We start from the raw sequence: 16,753 nt of genomic DNA, 5'->3' as shown, positions 1-16,753 counted from the left end.
ATAGAAATAAAAAAGCCTCGTAACACTATGTGCTACGAGGCCTGTATTCTAACCAAAACTTATTGTTTTGTGTATGGTGTTAGCCACCGAAGTCATCTAATAAGATGTTTTCGTCTTCTACACCAAGATCTTTAAGCATGTTGATAACAGCCGCGTTCATCATTGGAGGACCACACATGTAGAACTCACAATCTTCCGGCGCTTCATGATCTTTCAAGTAGTTTTCATAAAGTACGTTATGGATGAAGCCTGTATAACCTTCCCAGTTATCTTCTGGTTGTGGATCAGACAGTGCTGTGTGCCATACAAAGTTATCGTTTTCTGCAGCTAAGCCGTCGAAATCTTCTACGTAGAACATTTCACGCTTAGAACGCGCACCATACCAGAAGCTCATCTTACGCTTAGATTGTAAACGCTTAAGTTGGTCAAAGATATGTGAACGCATTGGTGCCATACCTGCACCACCACCTACGAATACCATTTCTGCATCAGTGTCTTTCGCGAAGAACTCACCGAATGGGCCAGAAATAGTCACTTTATCACCTTCTTTTAGTGACCAAATGTACGAAGACATTTTACCACATGGAAGGCTTAGGTCTCTTGGCGGCGGCGTAGCGATACGCACGTTAAGCATGATGATGCCTTCTTCTTCTGGGTAGTTAGCCATTGAGTATGCACGAATTGTTTCGTCGTCTACTTTAGACTCCAGATCGAAGAAACCGAAGTGGTTCCAGTCGCCACGATACTCTTCTGGAATATCGAAGTCAGCGTATTTAACGTGGTGTGCTGGCGCTTCAATTTGAATATAACCACCGGCACGGAACGGTACTGACTCGCCATCAGGAATTTGTAACTTAAGCTCCTTGATGAAAGTTGCTTTGTTATCGTTAGAGATAACCGTACAGTCCCACTTTTTAACACCGAAAATTGACTCTTCAAGCTCAATTTCCATGTCGTTCTTAACATTTACCTGACACGCTAAACGGCAGCCTTCACGAGCTTCACCTTTAGAGATGTGATCAAGTTCTGTTGGTAGGATATCGCCGCCACCTTCTTTGATGTGAACACGACACTGACCACAAGAGCCACCGCCACCACATGCAGATGAAACGAAGATACCTGAATCAGCTAGCGCACCTAATAGCTTGCTACCTGCAGATGTTTTAATAGCTTTTTCTGGGTCGCCATTAATTCCGATGATGATATCGCCGCTTGCTACTAATTTAGATTTAGCACCAATGATAACTAAAACTAAAATAACAACGATAGCGATGAAAACACCAACGCCTAAGAAAATCTCATTCATGATTTATCCTCGCTACCTATTAAAGTGAAATACCAGAGAATGACATAAAGCCAAGACCCATCAGACCAACTGTGATGAAAGTAATACCTAAACCACGTAAGCCATCAGGAACGTCTGAGTACTTCATTTTTTCACGGATACCAGCAAGTAAAGTAATTGCTAGTGCCCAGCCCACACCTGAACCGATACCATAAACAACAGACTCGCCGAAGTTATAGTTACGCTCAACCATGAAAGATACCGCACCGAAGATCGCACAGTTAACTGTGATCAATGGTAGGAAGATACCTAACGCGTTATAAAGTGCAGGGAAGAACTTATCTAATGCCATTTCAAGAATTTGTACAAGTGCTGCAATAACACCGATGAAAGTCAAGAAACGTAAGAAGCTAAGGTCTGCCTCTGGGTAGCCAAGCCACTCTAATGCACCTGGTGCAAGAACAGCATGATAAACCAAGTTATTTACAGGTACTGAGATACCTAGTACCACGATAACTGCCACACCTAGGCCGATTGATGTTGTTACTTTCTTCGATACTGCAAGGAAAGTACACATACCTAGGAAGAAGGCTAAAGCTAAGTTTTCAATGAAAACCGCTTTTACAAATAAACTAATATAATGTTCCACTGCTCGCCCCTTACGCTTTTGCTTCTACTTGGTCTTTCTTAAAGGTACGAAGTACCCAGATGAATAAACCAATAATGAAGAATGCACTCGGTGGTAAAATCAATAGACCCATTGGTTGATACCAGCCACCATTTTGTACAAGTGGAATAATATCAACACCGAATAGTGAACCTTTACCGAATAACTCACGGATGAAACCAACAGTTAATAGTACTACTGAGTAGCCTAAACCGTTACCGATACCGTCTAGGAAAGACATTAACGGTGGTGACTTCATTGCGTATGCTTCAGCACGACCCATTACGATACAGTTTGTAATGATTAGACCAACGAATACTGAAAGCTCTTTAGCTGTTGCATAAGAGAACGCTTGCAGTACTTGGTCAACAACGATTACAAGTGATGCGATGATCGTCATTTGCACGATGATACGTACAGATGATGGGATGTGATTACGAATTGACGAAATAAACAAGCTAGAAAACGCTGTTACTAGTGTCAATGCGATTGACATGATTAGTGCATTTTTTAAGCTTGATGTTACCGCTAGCGCAGAACAAATACCTAGTACTTGTAATGCGATCGGGTTATTTGCGAATACCGGGCCAAATAGGACCGACTTCATTTCTTTAGTATCAGCCATTATTTCAACGCTCCTTCACGTACTTTCGCAAGGAATGGACCAAAGCCATGCTCGCCAGTCCAGAAGTCAACTGTATGATCAACACCGTTTGAAGTTAATGTTGCACCAGAAAGACCATCGATTTGATGTTCATTCTTTGCACCGCTCTTCATGATATTGATTGGTAACTCTTTACCTTGCCATTTAGCAGTCCATTGTGGATTTTGGATTTCACCACCTAGACCTGGCGTTTCGTTGTGCTTGAAGAAGTTGATGTTTTTAACTGTTTCACCATCGCTTTCAAGCGCTAAGAAGCCGTACATTACACCCCAAAGGCCATAACCTTGGATTGGTAGAATGATTGCATCTGTAGAACCATCAGGTTTCTTCGAAATATAAACAGGTGAATTTTTTGTCATACGCTGAATACCAGCGATGTCTTTAATTCCTTCTGCTTTCAACGCAAAGCTACGAGCTTGGTCGAATTTTGTTTTCTCGAAGTCAAATGAGTTAGGATCAGCACCTTCAACAAACTCACCTGTGTTCATGTCTACAACACGAGCTTCAATTTTTGAGTTAAAGGTATCTGACACAGTACCTGATACTTCAATGCCTGCAGCCGCTAAGATATTACGTTGAATATCTTGTGTTTTGTTAGCTTGCTGTAAAGGACGAAGCTGAACTGAAGCAAACGATACGATGATTGCACACACTAAACATAGTGCAACAACAACGGTTAGCGTTTTGCCGATTGATTCGTTATTACTAGACATTACGTGCCAACCTCCGCTTGATATTAGCTTGCACTACAAAGTGATCGAATAATGGTGCAAATAAGTTAGCAAATAAGATTGCTAGCATCATACCTTCAGGGAATGCCGGGTTAACAACACGGATCATTACAACCATAAAGCCGATTAACGCACCGTAAGCGAACTTACCTTTGTCTGTGAATGATGCAGATACTGGGTCTGTTGCCATGAAGAACATACCAAATGCAAAACCACCAAGAACTAAGTGCCAGTGCCAAGGCATAGCAAATACTGCGTTAGTTTCAGAACCAACTGTATTTAGTAAGAATGCCGTTGCAACCATACCTAGGAATACACCTAGAACGATACGCCAAGAAGCGATACGCACATAAATTAGGAATAAACCACCGATTAATAGTGCTAGTGTTGACGTTTCACCTACAGAACCTTGAATGAAACCGTAGAACGCATTCCACCATAGTTCCATGTTGCTGTAATCAAGTGAACCAACCACTGCTTGACCTAGCATAGTCGCACCAGAGAATGAATCTACGGCTGTCCATACTGTGTCACCTGAAATTTGCGCTGGGTATGCGAAGAATAAGAACGCACGACCGGCAAGAGCAGGGTTAAGGAAGTTACGACCTGTACCACCAAAGATTTCTTTAGCGATTACAACACCAAACGTAATACCTAGTGCAACTTGCCATAAAGGAATCGTTGCAGGCAGGATTAGTGCGAACAGTACAGATGTTACGAAGAAACCTTCATTTACTTCGTGCTTACGCACTGAAGCAAATAGTACTTCCCAGAAACCACCTACAGCAAACGTTACTGCGTAGATAGGTAGGAAGAAGCAGGCACCGTAAAACATTTTCGCGCCCCAACCAGAGTCAGCAGTTAATTCACCACCGAATAATTGGAACAGACCAACTTGCCATGTGTTTGCTAGTTCAAAACCTTGCGCTAAAGCACCTGCAGCCTGATGGCCGATGTTGAACATACCAAAAAACATTGCAGGGAACGTCGCCATCCACACTAAAATCATCATACGTTTTAGGTCGATGTTATCACGAACGTGTGTTTTGCCTTTATTTACGTAACCTGGCGTGTAGAAAATAGTCGCAGCTGCTTCGTAAAGCGCATACCATTTTTCGTGTTTACCACCCGGTTCAAAATGCGGCTCAATATCTTCTAGAAATTTCTTTAAACCCATCTCTCTAGCCTTCCTTCTCGATCGTAGTCAAGCAATCGCGTAGGATTGAACCGTACTCGTATTTACCTGGACAAACGAAGGTACATAATGCTAAATCTTCTTCATCAAGCTCTAGCGCACCTAACGAAATTGCACCATCAAGATCACGTGCGATTAGATCACGTAATAATAGTGTAGGTAGGATGTCTAAAGGCATAACACGCTCATAGCTACCAATTGGAACCATGGCACGCTTCGAACCACCTGTTGAAGTCGTCATGTTAAATAGACGGCTAGGAGCAAGGTGAGATAAGAAGGTACGTGTTACTGAGAACTTGTTAGCACCTGGTGCAATCCAACCGAACAGCTCTTTTTCGCGACCTTCAAGTAATACAGATACTTGAACATGGTAACGACCTAAGAACGCGTGTGGACCTTGAGAAATAGCGCCAGATAATACAGAACCAGAAATTACACGGTTATCACCGTCTTCTAATTCGCCAGCAACTAAATCATCTAAAGATGCACCTAACTGAGTTTTCACTAAGCGTGGGTTTTTAACACGAGGACCTGCAAGAGAAACTACACGGTCTGTGAAAATTTCACCTGTTAGGAATAAATTACCAAACGCAATTACGTCTTGGTAACCTAAGTGCCAAACCTGCTTGCTTGCAGAAACTGGGTCTAAGTTATGAATGTGTGTACCAACAAGACCAGCCGGATGCTTGCCACCAAACTCATGTACTTCTACTTGAGGGATTGATGAACTAGGCACTTGGCTACCAGCTTGTTTACAAACAAATACTTTACCGTCAGTTAAACGAGATACCACAGCTAAACCAGCTTCAAATGCTTGAGTATTCTCAGCAATGATTACTGCAGGATCTGCAGCTAGCGGGTTAGTGTCGATAGCCGTAACAAAGATAGAGCTAGGATTTGCATCCAAAGCAGCTACTCTGCTAAATGGGCGAGCACGAAGTGCTGTCCATTGACCTGACTGAACTAGTACTTCTTTAACTTTTTCACGGTCTAAGCTCGAAAGCTCGTCGGCCTTGAAAGAGTCAAAGGTGATTTGCTCACTGCCATTAACTTCAATAACAACAGATTGCAGCACACGTTTAGCACCACGATTAATTTCTTTTACTACCCCAGAAGCTGGTGCAGTAAATAAGACGCCTGGGTTCTTTTTGTCTTCAAAAAGTACCTGGCCTTTTTTGACTTGGTCATCCACGCGAACATGCATGGTTGGACGCATACCAATATATTCTTCACCTAGCACAGCTACACGTTTGACGGCAGAACCATCATGAATAACTTGCTGAGGTGCGCCCTCTATCGGTAAATCCAGACCTTTTTTTATGTTGATCATACGCACTTGCATTACATTAACGGAAAGAAACTGAAAAATCGTACCAACCACGTCGCCATTTGATATGCTCAAGTTAAACTCTAAATATCAAAGAATAGCCTGTTTAACACCCCAAACAAGCAACGCAGTAAACTCCTCACATATATTGCCCGAATTTTAACATCAATCAGGGTGACTATGCGAGAGCAAATATGAAATTTATACGACAGATACGGTTATTTAGACTACAAAAACCATTTGAATAAAATTCAATATAGACCAAAGTGCTATTGATGGTGTTTTATTTTCACCCAGAAACAAAAAAGTCGCTTAAAAAAGCGACTTTTCAAAATCAGTTTGTTTAGCAATTAATCGATTAGTTGTGAAATCGCAACATCAGGATTCACATCTTGCTCGTAATCTACACTGTCGATACCAAAACCGAATAAACGTAAAAACTCATTGTGGTAACCCACGTAATCCGTTAATTCGTCGATTGTATCTGTATCTACTGTATCCCAAACATGTTGTACACGAGCTTGAACATCATCTTCTAACTCTTTGTAGTTTTGGAATAAATGACCACCTTCGTCAAAACGTGGCGTTTCACCGTAAAGGTTCTCAGTAAATAGCGAATGAATTTGCTCAATGGTACCTTCGTATGTGCCGTCTGCTTTCATTACTTTGAATAAAGCAGAGATATATAAAGGCATAATTGGAATTGCTGAGCTTGCTTGTGTCACAACCGCATTTAATGAAGAAACATACGCTTCGCCATTTAAGTCTTTTGTAGACTCTTTGATTGCTTGTGTTGCACGGTCAAGATCTTCTTTCGCTTTACCAATTGTCGCATGACCGTAAATTGGCCATGTTAACTCTTTACCGATATAAGTGTAAGCTGTTGTTTTAAAATTATCAGCAAGAACATCTGCTTCTTTAAGCGCGTCAATCCACATTTCCCAATCTTCACCGCCCATTACTTTAATTGTATTGTCGATGTCTTCTTGGCTTGCCGCTTCAACGGTTACTTCATCAATCACGCGCTTTGAAGTATTTAAGTTCTTCGTTGTGATATCAGAGCCGATTGGCTTAAGTGTTGATGAGTAAGTTTCACCTGTATTTGGATCAGTACGACGAGGTGACGCAAGGCTGTAGATAACTAAATCAATTTTACCTAAATCAGCTTTGATTGTATCAATTGCTTTTTGCTTAATTTCGTTAGAAAACGCATCACCATTGATATTCTTAGACCATAAACCGGCTTCTTCAGCAGCTGCTTGGAATGCCGCAGTGTTGTACCAACCTGCAGAACCTGTTTTGCGTTCGCTACCTTCTTTTTCAAAGAAAATACCTAGCGTTTTAGCACCGCCACCAAATGCAGCTGTGATACGTGATGCTAGGCCGTAACCTGTAGACGCACCAATCACTAATACATTTTTAGGTGCATTGCTTAGTGGTCCTTGCGCTTTCACATAATTAATTTGTTCTTGTACGTGCTCAGCACACCCTACTGGATGCGCGTTAGTGCAGATAAATCCACGAATTTTCGGCTTAATGACCATTGATCATCCTATATCTATCACAATAAAAATTAGCGCTAGTTTAAAGGCTAATAGTTAAAATACAGGTCTGATCAGTAAAAACTTTTCAGACCCACTTAAATCTTTCGAGCTTAAAATACCCAAGTAACAAGCTAGTTACAGTGACTGTCCATCTAATTTTAGGTGACTGTCCTGCTAATTTAATCGAACTTTGAGCCACCTAAGCATTTCGGTGACTCAGGTGCCTGTCCATGTTGTTCACTGAACTCTTCTGGAGTAAAAGTGTGAATTGCTAATGCATGAATATGGTTTGCTAATTCATCTTTTAATAGCTCATTTATTTGACGATGACGGGCAAGCAAACGTTTACCAGCAAACTCTTCACTCACAACAACCACTTTAAAGTGCGATTCGGTTCCACGGCTATGCATATGACTTTCGTTGACAACATTTAGGTGTTTACATTCGATACCTGCCGCGAGCTTTTCCTCAATTTGTTGTTGCATTGACATGTGTCATAGACCTTTAATAGCAAAATAATTGTTAGCTACTATATCAAGGGCATGACTCATTTTGCCAATGATTTTATACGATTGAACGAAAGGTAAGGTTAATTCGAGGGTGTTTAAGTTTTTGCTGCTTTGGTAAACTATGTTGGTAATCTCGCTGGCTAAATCCATTCATAATTAAACAACTACCACTTTGCAGCACAACACTATGTTGTTCATTATTGTGTTTATGTTTTATTTTAAATATCCGTTCGGCCCCTAGTGATACAGAAGCGATTGTTGGTTGCTCACCAAGTTCTTTCTCATCATCACTATGCCAGCCCATACAATCTTGCCCATCACGGTATAAATTTACCAATAATGCATTAAATGGAATATGCATTGCTTTAGATAAACGCGCACGCATAGCATCAAGCACCTCTGGCCACGGTTCAACAATTAGCTGTGACCCTGAATAGCCATAGTTAACATTCGGATCAGCAATAAAGCATTGCAAACGCGGGATCACATGGCTTTTTCCATATACCTTTATCGTTGGTTGCTGCCAATTTAGGTGCTGCTGTAGATAGTAAAATAACTCGAGGCTTTTTTGTGCACTTAATGAATTAGCTTGATAATAAAACCCCTCAGGCAAATGATTAGGGTTGGCGTTTGGCTGTTGCATGTTAGAATTTACCTATACATTAATACATTCGTAAAATCATGATGACCACCCAAGCACAGCTCGGTGATAACACCTATACCCTAGAACGCTTTCCGTTAGATCAAAAAAATCGCAGTCTTCAAGCCTGGGACTCAGGCGATGAGTACCTTGTCAATTATGTACAAGAGCACTATCCGCATGCAAATTCAATCCTAATACTCAATGACAGCTTTGGCGCGTTAGCCTGTGCTTTAAATACATTAACAGTTCATTCAGTTAACGACTCGTATATTGCCCACCAAGCTACTCGTTATAATTTACAAGCCAATGAGCTATCAACAGAATCTTTAACACAATTGGACTCATTAGCAGCGTTACCTAATCAGGTTGATTTAGTGATTTTAAAAGTGCCACGCAATTTAGGCTATCTTCAGCATCAACTTGCTGCAATTAGTGCTGCTTTGCCTAGTGACATCGATGTTATTGCTGCTGGTAAAACGAAAGATATCCATAATTCAACCATCAAAGCCTTTAGCCAGTATATTGGTGAAACATCGACGAGTTTAGCGGTAAAAAAATCTCGTTTAGTCATCAGTAAAACCAGTGGTCTTAATAAAGTAGCTCCCTACCCTGTTAACTGGCCTCTAGAAGGTAGTGAATTTGAAATACAAAACCATGCAAATGTTTTTTCACGAGATTCATTAGATATTGGCGCGCGTTTTTTCTTTAACTATTTACCGCAAACAAGCAAATCACGCAGTATCATTGATTTAGGCTGTGGTAACGGTGTTGTTGGCTTGATGACCTTAAATCGTTGCCCTAACGCCTATATAACGTTCGTAGATGAGTCGTATATGGCCGTTGAATCAGCTAAATTAAACGTCACTCACAATTTACCAGAGCAATTAGCGCAGTGTGAATTTGCCCAAAACGACTGTTTAACCGATTTTAAGCCGAATAGTGCTGACATTGTATTATGTAACCCACCATTCCACCAAGCACAAGCCGTCACGGATCACATTGCTTGGCAAATGTTTAAACAGGCAAAACAAACATTAAAACAAGGCGGTGAATTAAGAATAATTGGTAATCGTCACCTTGACTACCATGAAAAATTAAAACGCATGTTCGGCAATTGTAAGTTACTTGGGTCAAACAAGAAGTTTGTAGTACTGAGTGCTACAAAAAATAATTAATGGAGCTTACTTCATGAAAAGATTACTTCCTTTATATTTGTTAGCCGCACTTACTGCGTGTAGCAACCAGCCTAATCAATTAATTTTTAACCCAGTATATCAAGGCGGGAAAATTTCAAATATTAGTGCCAATGTTAGTACTAGCGTGATTGACTTACGTGGCGACAACGTAACCCTAAAAATAATTGAATCTGACAAGATTAAAACTCTTGCAAGCCCAGGAATTACTGATTCTGTAAAAAGCACCTTAGACAGTGCTTTAAGCCGAAATGGTGCAAACATTTCAAACTTATCAACAACGCGTTTTGAATTAGATATTCACAAGCTACAAGCGGTTGTTACAGAAAAAATGATGTCCCATAGCAGCAATGCAACAATAGAATTTGGGGTACGAGTGGTCAAAAATGCGAGCACTTTCAATAAAATTTACCAAGGTAATGCGACTATTGAAGGGCCGCTCAGACATGATCGCGCAAAAATAGAAGGTCAGCTTAATAAGTTGACTGAACAAATAATTACCCGCATTGTATCTGACCCAGAATTAATCGCCTACTTAGAAGGTTAACTATGAAGCGTATTTTTTTACTTAGTTTTGTATTGTTGTTTGCTCACAGTTCATTCGCAGCGACTGAGGGTAAATTTATTCAAAAAGACAACATGTTTCCACGCGTTGAAATTGTCACTACGCTTGGCAGTATTGTGGTCGAAATGGATCGCTCAAGAGCACCAATTACAGTAAATAATTTTTTAACTTACGTTGCAGATGGCAGTTATCAGGGTAGTGTATTTCACCGTGTTGAGCGTGATGAAGACAACGAACGTGATTTTGTTATTCAAGGTGGTGGTTACGATAAAGATTACGATGGTCTGCACGAAAACGACCCTATTTTTAATGAAAGCGGCAACGGTTTAAAAAATGATATGTATAGTATCGCTATGGCATACCAAGACCGAAAACCACACTCAGGTACGCGTCAGTTTTTCTTCAACATGGACGATAACGATCACCTTAACCCAGGCCGTGATTGGGGTTTTGCTGTATTTGGTATGGTAATGGATGGCTATGACACATTAGATAAAATCATGCGTGTCGAAACTGCATTCAACGAAAAAATTGGTTACAGCTTTGTACCAAAAACACCGGTTGTTATCTTAAACGTAAAAGTGCTAGACGCTAATCAATAATAAATAGGGGCGCAAGCCCCTTAAAACTGGCAACACTATGACAAAAACCCTTTCTATTTCAGAGTATTTCTCGTACTTCAAAGATAAACGTTTAATCAATATTTTTATTTTTGGTATTAGTAGCGGCTTTCCTTGGGTATTGATTGGCTCTGTCATGTCGGCTTGGTTAAAAGATGAAGGCCTGAGCCGTAGCATGATTGGTTTATTCGGCATCGTGTTTGGTGCGTATAGCATTAACTTTTTATGGTCACCGCTCGTTGACCGTATAAAGTTACCTTTTTTATATAATTGGCTAGGCCAGCGACGCAGCTGGATTTTACTCTGTCAGTCGGTCATTTTTATTGGTACCTTTTCGCTTGCAGGGCTCGATATCAAAACCAACCTCTGGTTCGCAGCCGCATTGTGTTTTGTTATTGCGATTGCCTCAGCGACTCAAGATATTGCTATTGATGCGTTTCGTATCGATACTTTGGCCGAAAATGAGAGCCATAAAACCACCGCAGCTGCAGCAATGGCCACTTCAGGATGGTGGAGCGGCTATGCCTTATTAGGCGCCCTGCCATTTTATATGGCTGACATTCCTTCGATTGATTGGCCGCAAGTCTATTTTTTCTTGTCTGGAGTGATGTTGCTATTGATGAGCAGCGTATTGTGGGCAAAAGAGCCAGAATCAAATCGCGAAGCAGTTCAAGCTGAGCTTGAACAAACATATCAACAAAAGCTTGCTGGCAGTACACAAACTCGCTTTGCTAAAATCGTTGCCTGGCTTGCTGTAACCGTTTTTGATCCGTTTAGAACCTTCTTCGCCCGTAATGGCGTAAAAACAGCATTGGCATTATTGGCCTTTATCTTCTTATTTAAAATCGGTGAAGCCTTTTTGGGTCGAATGTCTATCGTGTTTTATAAAGAAGTGGGCTTTTCAAATAGCGATATTGCAACCTTCTCTAAAGTTGGCACTGCTATTCTCACCATCGCCTTTACCTTTTTAGGTAGCTTATTCAATCAACGCTATGGCATTGTTAAAGGCTTATTTATTAGTGGTATTGCGATGGCAGCCTCAAATCTTGCCTTTGCTTGGATTGCAATTGCTGGTCCTAAACTAAGCCTATACGCGTTTGCTATTATCGTTGATGGTTTTACCCAAGCTTGGTCTCTGGTTGCCATGGTGGCATTCATATCTATGCTTTGCGACAGAGCTTTTAGTGCCACTCACTATGCGTTACTTGCTTCATTAGGTAATTTAGGAAGAACCTTGCTTTCAAGCTATAGCGGCGTGGTTATTGACGACTGGTTAGCGGGTAATTGGGCGATGTTCTTTGTACTAACAGCACTAATGGTGATCCCATCACTCGTATTTTTATTCTTAATTCGCCATAAGCTTTATGCGTTAGAAAACAACTATCATCAAAGTAATTAACATATTTTATACGAATGTGATTAATTTGAAAAAGTGCAAGGGAGGGGATTAAACAGTGCTTCCTTGCACTATTTATATTACTTTAAAAGCGGCGTTTCGCTTTTAGTAATGAATAATTAAGCGTCTTTTAGCAAGTTAAGACCTTCATATGGGTCAACTTCTAGAGCATCACAATAACGCATGAATTCAATAACATCTAAACGACGTTCTTGGTTTTCAATTTTACCAATGAAAGAATGTGGTGTACCTAAAACCTGAGCAAGGCTACGCATTGTGTGACCTTTTTCGTGACGTTTAGTTTTAAGCCATTTCGTTAATTTCGAGTTTTCTTCAGAAGAAACAGTTTTACCCATCATAAAATACATCTCCTACTAGATGATTCAAGTTAATAATTTAAGAGCGAAATTTGCCCGTCTCACTCTTGGATACATTATATACTAATAACTTTAACTTTGAGTAATTAATGATACAAATGTCTACCTTTTAGGTATGAACCGTTTTTGTACACAAGTCAAAGTGTAGCTAAAATAAAAGCAAGTGCTCTATAGTTAACTGGTTAACTGTACCAAAAAATTGATCAATTGGAAGCGTAACAAGATGAAAGTATCGCTTTAAATTCTGCATATTTATGCTTAAAGTGTATGTAAATACTGAAAAAGGCTAGGAAATGTTTCGTATATTATTTTTGTTGCCAATTGTACTGTGTGCGGTCTGGTACCTGTTTTTAAAACAAAATGGCGTACCAATTAAGCAAGGCAAGAAAGGATTTGTATATATTTTAATCGCATCTGCGTTAGTTTTAGGCTTCTTTTTACTGATGATTAAAGTGACCCAACACTAGGGTCACTCATTTTTAATTAAACAGTAACGAATTTACCGATAACTAATGACGATCTCTGAGCATCAACAAAATGGCGAAAGTACTCTGTGACAAATGTTAACTCACTGGCAACAACCGTTGCCAATGCACTCACCATCGGCAGTAATCACAAAAAGGTAGTTAACAGTACCGGATGCAAACGCTGGGCACCGGTTCGCTAAATCGCCTCTTTTGTTGCTAGACCTAGGTTGTGTTAAACATTATGAGTATTAATCAATACTATATTGTTATTTATCACGATACCAAAAGGTTGCTTTAATACAATTAAACTAAGAACAAACCACAGTTGAAAATAGCATGGCACTTAAAATCAAAAACGCCTGATAAAAGCTGTTAAATTGCCTTCACAATATGATACCCATCACGAACAGCGCAGACACAAATGCATGCTCAATAAAGGCTTCTTACACATCTCGCTCTTGCGTTTCACCACACACTTTACTTGTCACACGAGGAATGAGCCCTTGCTGCTCTAACTATGTCTGTAAGCGTGGCTACGCAAAAAATCCTGCTAATAATACGTAATATTTAGCTGAGACGGGGTTTTATGAGAAGTTAAAGCAATAAAAAAGCCACATCAAGTGGCTTTCATAAATACCTAATTAAACGCTGAAGCTGGCTCCGCAACCACAGGTAGTTGTTGCATTCGGGTTATTCACAAAAAAGCGTGCACCTTCAAGTCCTTCAGTGTAATCAACAGTACCATCAACCAGATATTGAATACTCATGGGATCAACAACTAGTGTCACACCATTTTTTACAATTTCTAAATCGCCAGGGTTAGCTTTTTCATCAAAAGTAAAACCATATTGAAATCCTGAGCAACCACCGCCCGTGACGTAAACACGCAGTTTAAGATCTGGATTCTCTTCTTCTTCGATTAACTGTTTAACACGAACAGCCGCTGCATCGCTGAACTTGATTGGCAACTCATCTGACATACCAAAACCCTCAAAACCTATAATGGTTGCAATTATCTAATACCCGAGTGTTTTAATCAAGTATCCACATGGGGCAACTCAATTTAGCGGGACAATTGGCTAACCTATTTGTATTGGACTAAAGTTAATTTGTACTACATTTTAGCTGGCGATATTTTGCACTGAGGAAAGGTAATTGTGATAGAGCACTTCAAGCTTCACTTTATAACTGATCACTTAAACAGTGCACAGGTCATTCCGGCAGACTACGATTTACTACTCGTTTCTGCTTCAATCCTCATAGCCATATTCGCTTCCTATATTTCTTTTTTATTATCTGCCCGTATCAAGCACTCTTATCTAAAAAATGAAAGTCAGGTCTGGACCATCATGGCTTCTTGCTTTTTAGGAATAGGGATTTGGGGAATGCACTTTGTTGGTATGCTTGCATATAACTTACCCATCCCTATTGAATACAATATTAGCATCACCTTGGTCTCAATTTTACCAAGTGTATTTGCCAGTTACATCGTACTATCCCCTGCCTTACAAACGGATAAAGGATTATTCTTCAGAAGTATTTTAATGGGTGCAGGAATCGGTTGTATGCATTTTGTTGGTATGATGGCGATGGTTATACCTGCAAAAATGGCCTATGAACCTTGGCTGTTCTCTTTGTCTATTCTCGTAGCTATTGTTTTATCAGGTATCGCACTAAAGATTAATGATTTTCGACTTGCCAAAGGCGTTCATAAAACACGAATGAATCTGGTCGTTGCCTTGATAATGGGCAGTGCAATCTCGGGGATGCATTACATCGGCATGATATCGATGTCGGTTTTTGAAACTGAATATACCACTTATGTTACGAACCATGACTACTCAACGTTAGCTCAACTTATTATTTTTATTCTTGCAGCATTAAGCCTGCTTGTACTGGGTGTTGTTGAGCTCAGAGCAAGGAGCTTGTTATCGGCAAAATTAAAAGCTGTGCTTAGTACGGTAAAAGATGCGGTTATTAGCTTTAATAATGAAGGGAGAATTGAATTTGCCAACCCTGCTGTTATCCACATTTTTGGTTACCAGCCACACGACTTAATTGGTAAACATATTCGCACTCTCATACCGGAAAATTCTATAGAACTTGATGAAATTTTACGAGACTCACAGCTTAGCAAAAAAAGTGCAGGTAAAGGGACCAGCCGACTTTTAAAAGGACAACGAGTGAACAAAAAGCGGTTTCCTATAACTTTAGCAATCAGTTCAATTGGTAAAAAAGAGTCCGGACCTTATGTTGCAACCATAAAAGATCTCTCTGATATTCGAAATCAAGAAGCCTTTACGCAAACTATTTTCGATAATTTGCCAATTATGTTGTTTGTGAAAGAAGCTGGGCATTTAACATTTAGCCATGTAAATAAGGCCGGTGAGCAACTACTTGGTAAAAGTAAAAATCAACTAATCGGCTTAAATGACTTTGATATTTTTAGTAATGAACAAGCAGTCAGCTTCGTGCAAACCGATCGCGATGTATTAAAAGGAGATGACACCCTTACTATCGATGAAAATCCAATCACTATCGATGGCAATACTCACTACCTAAAAACCCGTAAACTCGCAATAAAAGACAGCAACGGTAAAGCACAATATTTACTGGATGTATCTGAAGATGTGACTGAATTAAAACAAGCTAAAAGCGAGCTTGAAAGCTTACACCAGCGTATGTCTATGGCAGCTGATGCCGCACATATTGGCATATGGGAATGGAACTTTGATACTAACGAACTGATTTGGGATGACTGGATGCATACCTTATTCGAGATCCCAAAATCAGAATTTAAAGGGGACTATTCAGCTTGGGCAAATAGCCTGCATCCAGATGAATATGAAGACGTGACCAACAAGCTAAAACTCGCGATCTTAAATGGCGAAGAGTTCCACGCAGAGTTTCAAATAGTTCTGCCTTCTGGCAAAACCCGCTATATCAATGCTGATGGCAGAATATACGGCAACCGTATGATTGGCGTTAATTTCGATATTACGAAACGAGTTATGGCAGAGAAAAAAATACGACAGCTGGCACAAACAGACCATCTTACTGGTTTAGCGAACCGAAATGCGCTTGAGCGTTTCATCAAACAAGAATTTGCTCGGGTTGAAAAGACAGGCTCTAAAGTAGGTTGCTTGTACTTTGATCTTGATAAGTTTAAGCCGATTAACGATAGCCATGGCCATGCTATGGGGGATAAAGTTTTGGTAGAGGTTGCCAAACGCTTACAAGATACAGCTAGCAAGACCGATTGCGTTGCACGCATTGGTGGAGATGAGTTTGTGGTTATTGTTACCGACATAGAGAGCCAAGCACAAATAAACCGTGCGCTATCACGCTTGATATGTGCAATTAAAGCGCCTATAAAATCTGAGTTTGGTGATTTGCAAGTTGAAGCGAGTGTTGGTTTTGCACTATACCCCGACGATGCTCAATCATTTGATGAATTGCTAAGCATGGCCGACAAACGCATGTATAACCAAAAGCATCACTGCTTTAGCTGTAATGTTATGAGCTGTAAATAAGCAAATAAATACTGATAATAAATCTAATTTAGACGTA

Annotated in this window: 17 protein-coding genes; 6 read left to right on the top strand and 11 right to left on the bottom strand. The window is 40.1% G+C overall.

Features of this window, described 5'->3' with window-relative positions:
* Positions 1–79: 79 nt before the first annotated feature.
* The 9 genes from nqrF to J8Z25_RS04465 form a co-directional block, all read right to left on the bottom strand.
* The gene (nqrF, locus tag J8Z25_RS04505) at positions 80–1,306 is read right to left on the bottom strand and encodes an NADH:ubiquinone reductase (Na(+)-transporting) subunit F (protein WP_130052183.1); all 1,227 of its coding nucleotides are present in this window, start codon (positions 1,304–1,306) and stop codon (positions 80–82) included.
* A gap of 19 nt (positions 1,307–1,325) precedes the next feature.
* Positions 1,326–1,934 carry an NADH:ubiquinone reductase (Na(+)-transporting) subunit E gene (gene nqrE, locus J8Z25_RS04500; RefSeq protein ID WP_016708692.1) on the bottom strand — a complete coding sequence of 203 codons (609 nt, stop codon included), beginning with the start codon at positions 1,932–1,934 and terminating at the stop codon, positions 1,326–1,328.
* A gap of 10 nt (positions 1,935–1,944) precedes the next feature.
* Positions 1,945–2,577, bottom strand: coding sequence for an NADH:ubiquinone reductase (Na(+)-transporting) subunit D (locus tag J8Z25_RS04495; protein ID WP_054554281.1), 633 nt, complete (start codon positions 2,575–2,577; stop codon positions 1,945–1,947).
* Entirely contained in the window at positions 2,577–3,329 is a 753-nt protein-coding gene (locus J8Z25_RS04490) for a Na(+)-translocating NADH-quinone reductase subunit C (protein WP_054562304.1), read from the bottom strand. The genes J8Z25_RS04495 and J8Z25_RS04490 overlap by 1 nt, the downstream gene beginning before the upstream one ends.
* Positions 3,322–4,524 (bottom strand): NADH:ubiquinone reductase (Na(+)-transporting) subunit B, encoded by a 1,203-nt coding sequence (locus J8Z25_RS04485; protein ID WP_130052184.1) that lies wholly within the window; start codon positions 4,522–4,524, stop codon positions 3,322–3,324. The genes J8Z25_RS04490 and J8Z25_RS04485 overlap by 8 nt, the downstream gene beginning before the upstream one ends.
* Positions 4,525–4,528: 4 nt before the next feature.
* Positions 4,529–5,872 carry a Na(+)-translocating NADH-quinone reductase subunit A gene (locus tag J8Z25_RS04480; protein WP_130052185.1) on the bottom strand — a complete coding sequence of 448 codons (1,344 nt, stop codon included), beginning with the start codon at positions 5,870–5,872 and terminating at the stop codon, positions 4,529–4,531.
* A gap of 347 nt (positions 5,873–6,219) precedes the next feature.
* A complete protein-coding gene (gene fabV, locus J8Z25_RS04475; protein WP_130052186.1) occupies positions 6,220–7,413 on the bottom strand; it encodes an enoyl-ACP reductase FabV in 1,194 nt (397 codons plus the stop codon).
* Positions 7,414–7,592: 179 nt separating this feature from the next.
* A complete protein-coding gene (locus J8Z25_RS04470) occupies positions 7,593–7,904 on the bottom strand; it encodes a BolA family protein (RefSeq protein ID WP_130052187.1) in 312 nt (103 codons plus the stop codon).
* A 73-nt stretch (positions 7,905–7,977) separates the two neighbouring features.
* Positions 7,978–8,565: an alpha-ketoglutarate-dependent dioxygenase AlkB family protein gene (locus J8Z25_RS04465; RefSeq protein WP_250661731.1), complete on the bottom strand. Its 588-nt coding sequence runs from the start codon at positions 8,563–8,565 to the stop codon at positions 7,978–7,980.
* 41 nt (positions 8,566–8,606) lie between these two features.
* On the opposite strand from J8Z25_RS04465, the gene J8Z25_RS04460 reads away from it, so the two are divergent.
* From J8Z25_RS04460 to J8Z25_RS04445, 4 genes are read left to right on the top strand one after another with little or no spacing between them, the layout of a single operon-like run.
* The gene (locus J8Z25_RS04460) at positions 8,607–9,740 is read left to right on the top strand and encodes a methyltransferase (protein ID WP_250662013.1); all 1,134 of its coding nucleotides are present in this window, start codon (positions 8,607–8,609) and stop codon (positions 9,738–9,740) included.
* A gap of 13 nt (positions 9,741–9,753) precedes the next feature.
* Positions 9,754–10,305, top strand: coding sequence for a YajG family lipoprotein (locus J8Z25_RS04455; protein ID WP_250661730.1), 552 nt, complete (start codon positions 9,754–9,756; stop codon positions 10,303–10,305).
* 2 nt (positions 10,306–10,307) lie between these two features.
* Positions 10,308–10,925: a peptidylprolyl isomerase gene (locus J8Z25_RS04450; RefSeq protein WP_130052190.1), complete on the top strand. Its 618-nt coding sequence runs from the start codon at positions 10,308–10,310 to the stop codon at positions 10,923–10,925.
* Positions 10,926–10,962: 37 nt separating this feature from the next.
* Entirely contained in the window at positions 10,963–12,342 is a 1,380-nt protein-coding gene (locus J8Z25_RS04445) for an AmpG family muropeptide MFS transporter (RefSeq protein WP_130052191.1), read from the top strand.
* Between the two features lie 116 nt (positions 12,343–12,458).
* Here the strand turns inward: J8Z25_RS04445 and J8Z25_RS04440 are convergent, their stop codons facing one another.
* A complete protein-coding gene (locus J8Z25_RS04440) occupies positions 12,459–12,698 on the bottom strand; it encodes a helix-turn-helix domain-containing protein (RefSeq protein ID WP_054562310.1) in 240 nt (79 codons plus the stop codon).
* 311 nt (positions 12,699–13,009) lie between these two features.
* Between J8Z25_RS04440 and J8Z25_RS04435 the strand changes: the two genes are divergently transcribed.
* Complete coding sequence (locus J8Z25_RS04435) at positions 13,010–13,183, top strand: hypothetical protein (protein ID WP_178926669.1); 174 nt, start codon at positions 13,010–13,012, stop codon at positions 13,181–13,183.
* Between the two features lie 641 nt (positions 13,184–13,824).
* Here the strand turns inward: J8Z25_RS04435 and erpA are convergent.
* Positions 13,825–14,163, bottom strand: a complete 339-nt coding sequence (gene erpA / locus J8Z25_RS04430) for an iron-sulfur cluster insertion protein ErpA (RefSeq protein ID WP_036966451.1) — start codon at positions 14,161–14,163, stop codon at positions 13,825–13,827.
* A 177-nt stretch (positions 14,164–14,340) separates the two neighbouring features.
* Between erpA and J8Z25_RS04425 the strand changes: the two genes are divergently transcribed.
* Positions 14,341–16,716 (top strand): diguanylate cyclase domain-containing protein, encoded by a 2,376-nt coding sequence (locus J8Z25_RS04425; protein ID WP_178926668.1) that lies wholly within the window; start codon positions 14,341–14,343, stop codon positions 16,714–16,716.
* Positions 16,717–16,753 lie beyond the last annotated feature (37 nt).

The organism is Pseudoalteromonas sp. SCSIO 43101 (assembly GCF_023650775.1).
GTDB lineage: Bacteria > Pseudomonadota > Gammaproteobacteria > Enterobacterales > Alteromonadaceae > Pseudoalteromonas > Pseudoalteromonas apostichopi.
Note: the sequence above shows the minus strand (reverse complement) of the source record. Positions and strands in the feature narration are given on the sequence as shown.

Coding starts and splice junctions, on each gene's coding strand:
- nqrF (WP_130052183.1), bottom strand. CDS start 1,306: ATGAATGAGATTTTCTTAGGCGTTGGTGTTTTCATCGCTATCGTTGTT.
- J8Z25_RS04495 (WP_054554281.1), bottom strand. CDS start 2,577: ATGGCTGATACTAAAGAAATGAAGTCGGTCCTATTTGGCCCGGTATTC.
- J8Z25_RS04490 (WP_054562304.1), bottom strand. CDS start 3,329: ATGTCTAGTAATAACGAATCAATCGGCAAAACGCTAACCGTTGTTGTT.
- J8Z25_RS04485 (WP_130052184.1), bottom strand. CDS start 4,524: ATGGGTTTAAAGAAATTTCTAGAAGATATTGAGCCGCATTTTGAACCG.
- J8Z25_RS04480 (WP_130052185.1), bottom strand. CDS start 5,872: ATGATCAACATAAAAAAAGGTCTGGATTTACCGATAGAGGGCGCACCT.
- fabV (WP_130052186.1), bottom strand. CDS start 7,413: ATGGTCATTAAGCCGAAAATTCGTGGATTTATCTGCACTAACGCGCAT.
- J8Z25_RS04470 (WP_130052187.1), bottom strand. CDS start 7,904: ATGTCAATGCAACAACAAATTGAGGAAAAGCTCGCGGCAGGTATCGAA.
- J8Z25_RS04465 (WP_250661731.1), bottom strand. CDS start 8,565: ATGCAACAGCCAAACGCCAACCCTAATCATTTGCCTGAGGGGTTTTAT.
- J8Z25_RS04460 (WP_250662013.1), top strand. CDS start 8,607: ATGACCACCCAAGCACAGCTCGGTGATAACACCTATACCCTAGAACGC.
- J8Z25_RS04455 (WP_250661730.1), top strand. CDS start 9,754: ATGAAAAGATTACTTCCTTTATATTTGTTAGCCGCACTTACTGCGTGT.
- J8Z25_RS04450 (WP_130052190.1), top strand. CDS start 10,308: ATGAAGCGTATTTTTTTACTTAGTTTTGTATTGTTGTTTGCTCACAGT.
- J8Z25_RS04445 (WP_130052191.1), top strand. CDS start 10,963: ATGACAAAAACCCTTTCTATTTCAGAGTATTTCTCGTACTTCAAAGAT.
- J8Z25_RS04440 (WP_054562310.1), bottom strand. CDS start 12,698: ATGATGGGTAAAACTGTTTCTTCTGAAGAAAACTCGAAATTAACGAAA.
- J8Z25_RS04435 (WP_178926669.1), top strand. CDS start 13,010: ATGTTTCGTATATTATTTTTGTTGCCAATTGTACTGTGTGCGGTCTGG.
- erpA (WP_036966451.1), bottom strand. CDS start 14,163: ATGTCAGATGAGTTGCCAATCAAGTTCAGCGATGCAGCGGCTGTTCGT.